The organism is Vibrio sp. V42_P2S4T144 (assembly GCF_009904715.1).
GTDB classification, from domain to species: Bacteria; Pseudomonadota; Gammaproteobacteria; order Enterobacterales; family Vibrionaceae; genus Vibrio; species Vibrio alginolyticus.
In genome coordinates this window covers 1-4,527 of sequence record NZ_WXWS01000129.1, presented here as the reverse complement: position 1 = coordinate 4,527, position 4,527 = coordinate 1, and the positions used below count along the sequence as shown (strand labels likewise).

Below are 4,527 nucleotides of genomic sequence, written 5' to 3'. Positions count from 1 at the left end.
AGTGTAGGTTCACTTGCAATTGTGTATCGTAGAGTTCGAATACGATAATAATAACGCTACATGCCCTTAATCTGCGTAGTTAAAAACTTTGAAGTGATAGACAACCGAAGTCATATCTGTGCAACTCAGTTTAACGATTTGTCTACCAGTTCAATATTTCACCTTTTTTGAGAAATCTTTAGCCACTTTTTTGTGTGAAACGCCCCAAAAGAGCAGACAATTAAAAGTGTGGCATATGACCACAATTGTCTATCCCCACTTAGCTTCGGGAGGCGTTTATGAAAAGTAACAAACTTGGCCATGTGATGTCTTTCAGCAGGATGTTTTCCTTCATTGCATTCTTGACGGCCACATTCGCATGGATTCTCAGCATGTACGCCCTATTCACTATTTCTTTAGTGGCTCTTGTGGTCAGTGCAATTCTCTACCTAAAGGACAGGTTTTATCAAAGCAAGAAAACGACCACTGAAAAGAGCGCCTAGGCGCTCTTGAAGTTCTGTAAAAGCAAACACAAAAAAGGATGCCACTTGGGCACCCTTTTGCTTTGATCAGCTTACTGACCGCGGATTAAACGTCGTAAGTTGTAGACGCTGTGTCGCCGCCTGTACCAGTCCAGTTAGTGTGGAAGAATTCACCACGTGGACGGTCAATACGCTCATAAGTGTGAGCACCGAAGTAGTCACGTTGAGCTTGAAGCAGGTTCGCTGGTAGACGAGCAGTTGTGTAACCGTCTAGGAAAGATAGCGCAGAAATCGTACATGGCATTGGGATACCAGATTCTAGAGACTTCGCTGCTACTTTACGCCATGCTGCTAGGCTGCCTTGTAGGATGTTTTTGAAGTACTCATCAGAACCAAGGAATGCGATGTCTGGGTTCGCTTCGTACGCATCACGGATGTTGCCTAGGAACGCAGAGCGGATGATACAACCACCACGCCACATTAGTGCTACGTTACCGTAGTTTAGGTCCCAACCGTTCTCGTTCGATGCTTCGCGCATTAGCATGAAGCCTTGAGCGTAAGAGATGATCTTAGAAGCTAGTAGCGCTTGACGTAGTGCATCAACCCACTCTTGCTTGTCGCCTTCAACTGGAGTGATTGTCTTACCGAATAGAGATTCAGCTTCAACACGTTGGTCTTTCAGTGCAGATAGACAACGAGAGAATACAGACTCAGAGATAAGCGTTAGTGGAATACCTAGGTCTAGTGCGTTAATACCAGTCCATTTACCAGTACCTTTTTGGCCTGCTGTGTCTAGGATCTTCTCAACGAGAGGCTCACCGTCTTCATCTTTGTATCCAAGGATGTCAGCCGTGATTTCAACAAGGTAGCTGTCTAGCTCAGTCTTGTTCCAATCAGCGAATACTGCTTGCATCTCGTCTGCAGACATACCAAGACCGTCTTTCATAAACTGGTAAGCTTCTGTGATAAGCTGCATGTCACCGTATTCGATACCGTTGTGTACCATCTTAACGAAGTGACCTGCACCGTCGTTACCAACCCAGTCACAACATGGCTCACCAGCGTCAGTTTTCGCAGCGATACCTTGGAAGATAGGCTTAACCGCTTCCCATGCTTCAGCAGCACCGCCAGGCATGATAGATGGACCGAAGCGCGCACCTTCTTCACCACCAGATACACCAGTACCGATGAAGTGGATACCTTTTTCACGTAGTGCAGCAACACGACGGTTTGTATCTGGGTAGTTAGTGTTACCACCGTCAATAATGATGTCGCCTTTGTCTAGCAGAGGCACTAGCGCTTCGATGAACTTGTCTACAACGTCACCAGCGCGAACCATCAACATTACTTTACGCGGCGTTTCTAGCTTCTCTACTAGTTCTTCTAGAGAGTATGCACCGATGATGTTCGTGCCTTTTGCTGGACCTTCCAGGAACTCGTCTACTTTAGCAGCAGTACGGTTGTGAGCAACCACTTTAAAGCCGTGATCGTTCATGTTTAGGATAAGGTTTTGACCCATTACTGCTAGGCCAATTACACCGATATCACCTTTCATTGTTTCTCTCCAATTTTATTTCATCGACGAGCAGCGTCTTAAGCAATTTTTGCTGCCGCGTCTAAATCTAAATACCATTCCGTTAGGCCCGATTTCGCTTGAATCTTAGCCGCTGGGTATGGCAGTGCGTGTGCTGGTGAACTGTTAATTTCTTCAACAATGTCCGCTTTTCCTGCACCAAGCACTAAGTAACTAATGCGTTTCGCTGCTTCTAATACGCGTGCGGTTTTCGACACACGAAGTTGGCCCGATTCAGGATGCGACGCCACAAGAGATAGGTTCGCATCATCATAATTCGTTTGGCCAGGGAACAGAGAAGCTGTATGACCATCTGCACCAACGCCTAATAAGATCCAGTCAAACACAGGTGTGCCGTTTTCACTCGGGATCACCTCTGCCATCTCTTTTGCAAAGCGCTCGGCTTCTGCTTTAGGCTCATCTTCGCCACGGATGCGGTGAATGTTTTCTGCAGGAATATTTACTTGGCTAAACAACAATGTGTTCGCTTCACCGTAGTTGCTTTCTGCATCGTCAGGGGCAACACAACGTTCGTCACCCCACCAAAAGTGGAGGTTTTCCCATTGAATGGAGGTTGCGTAAGCCTCTGAAGCCAGTAGTTTAAACAGCATTTTAGGAGTGCTGCCGCCAGAAAGAGAGATGTGAACAGGTCTGCCCATTTCGCTAAACGCTTTCATATCGTTAGCTAGGCTTTCAACTACCTGTTCTGCTGTTTGGTAGATCTTATGGTTGATCATAGTTCACAGTAATCCGTATCTGTTAAGTTTTTACATGGGAAACGCCAAGCGCGACCATCACGCTGTAACAAGTCATCTGACTCTTTAGGTCCCCAAGTGCCGCATGCGTACCCGAAGAGGGATTGTGGATCTTGCTTAAAATCTAAGATTGGCTGTACGTATTGCCAACACGCTTCCACCGCATCACTACGTGCAAATAGCGTAGCATCACCATTCAAAGCATCAAGTAGAAGGCGCTCGTATGCCGTTAGCATTTGCGTTTCTTGCAGGTCAGCGTAATGGAAGTTCATTTTCACTTCCTTCGCTTCAAAGCCTGCGCCTGGCTCTTTCAAGCCAAAGCTCATTTGAATGCCTTCGTCTGGTTGAATACGAATGATCAGCTTGTTTTCTGGTGCGTTTTGACCAAACACAGGATGCGGTGTTTGTTTAAAGTGGATAACCACCTCAGTAACGCGTGTTGGAAGACGCTTACCAGTACGCACGTAAAATGGCACGCCATTCCAACGCCAGTTGTTGATGTACGCTTTCAAACCGATGTAAGTCTCTGTACGAGAATCGTCTGCAACTCCCGGCTCTTCACGGTAGCCGCGTAGGCTTTGCCCACGAACTTCAGACGCCGTGTATTGGCCTAATACTAGGTCATTGCGCAGAGCGTTTTCGTCTAATGGCTTTAGGCATTGAAGCACTTTTACCACTTCATCACGCATCGAGTCTGCATTGATTTGCGCTGGTGGTTCCATACCTACCATTGCTAATACTTGTAGCAAGTGGTTTTGGAACATGTCGCGCACAGCGCCAGAGTTGTCGTAGTAACCACCACGCTCCTCTACGCCAAGGAATTCTGCGCCTGTGATTTCAACGTAATCAATGAAGTTACGGTTCCAAAGCGGCTCAAACATCGCATTAGAGAAACGAAGCACAAGTAGGTTTTGTACCGTTTCTTTACCTAAGTAATGGTCAATTCGGTAGATTTGATGCTCTTGGAAGTGCTCGTGAATTTCTTTGTCCAGAATACGCGCCGATTCAAGATCATAGCCGAATGGTTTCTCAATGATCAGGCGTTTCCAGCCATCCTCTTCACTGTTAAGACCATGTGCTGCAAGACTTGCAGGGATCACACTGTATAAACTTGGTGGGGTTGCTAAGTAAAAAAGCGTATTGCGTTGCTCGAATTGATATTCGTCCGCAAGTTGGTCTAAGCGAGAAGATAGCTTACCGTAATCTTGTGTGTCAGAAGTATTAATTGCTTGGTAGTGCAGATGGTTAATAAATGCATCAAGCGTTTCTGGCTCAGTCTTTTCCATTTCCTGAAGCGATTTTTTCAGCTTCGCGCGGTAAGACTCATCACTGTATTCAGTGCGACTTACACCCAGAATGGCAAAATTCTCTGGAAGCTGCTTGTTCGCGTAGAGGTGGTATAAAGCAGGAATGAGCTTACGGTACGTAAGGTCACCTGAAGCACCAAAAATAACGATGCTGCTGTTTTCTGGTATTACCATCATCTTTCCCTTAAAAACGAGGTACTTATTGTGTGCCCGGATACGGCTAGAGAATGAGCCAACCCTATCAATGGCACCTCAAAATAGAAAATTGGTCTTACCTATTACGTTGATAGGTAAAGTCTATGGGCCCAAAGAACCTCAAGAAGTTGCATTTCCGATTCTTGGAAACACGACGTATTGAGGTCATTTAAGTCACTTATGTCTCAAAAGTACACACTGTACTCGCTGGAGGAGAGTCCGACACGGGGCAATAT

The 4,527-nt window shown here is 46.1% G+C and carries 4 protein-coding genes; 1 reads left to right on the top strand and 3 read right to left on the bottom strand.

The window, feature by feature from the left end; translation table 11 throughout:
- Positions 1 to 278 precede the first annotated feature (278 nt).
- Positions 279 to 482 carry a hypothetical protein gene (locus tag CAG68_RS04265; RefSeq protein ID WP_054701672.1) on the top strand — a complete coding sequence of 68 codons (204 nt, stop codon included), beginning with the start codon at positions 279 to 281 and terminating at the stop codon, positions 480 to 482.
- Positions 483 to 567: 85 nt separating this feature from the next.
- Here the strand turns inward: CAG68_RS04265 and gnd are convergent, their stop codons facing one another.
- The 3 genes from gnd to zwf are packed head-to-tail and all read right to left on the bottom strand — an operon-like array spanning position 568 to position 4,270.
- Positions 568 to 2,016, bottom strand: coding sequence for a decarboxylating NADP(+)-dependent phosphogluconate dehydrogenase (gnd, locus tag CAG68_RS04260; protein WP_005377160.1), 1,449 nt, complete (start codon positions 2,014 to 2,016; stop codon positions 568 to 570).
- 38 nt (positions 2,017 to 2,054) lie between these two features.
- A complete protein-coding gene (gene pgl, locus CAG68_RS04255) occupies positions 2,055 to 2,771 on the bottom strand; it encodes a 6-phosphogluconolactonase (RefSeq protein WP_017634562.1) in 717 nt (238 codons plus the stop codon).
- Entirely contained in the window at positions 2,768 to 4,270 is a 1,503-nt protein-coding gene (gene zwf / locus CAG68_RS04250; RefSeq protein ID WP_017634563.1) for a glucose-6-phosphate dehydrogenase, read from the bottom strand. Before zwf ends, pgl begins: the two co-directional genes overlap by 4 nt.
- Positions 4,271 to 4,527: the final 257 nt, after the last annotated feature.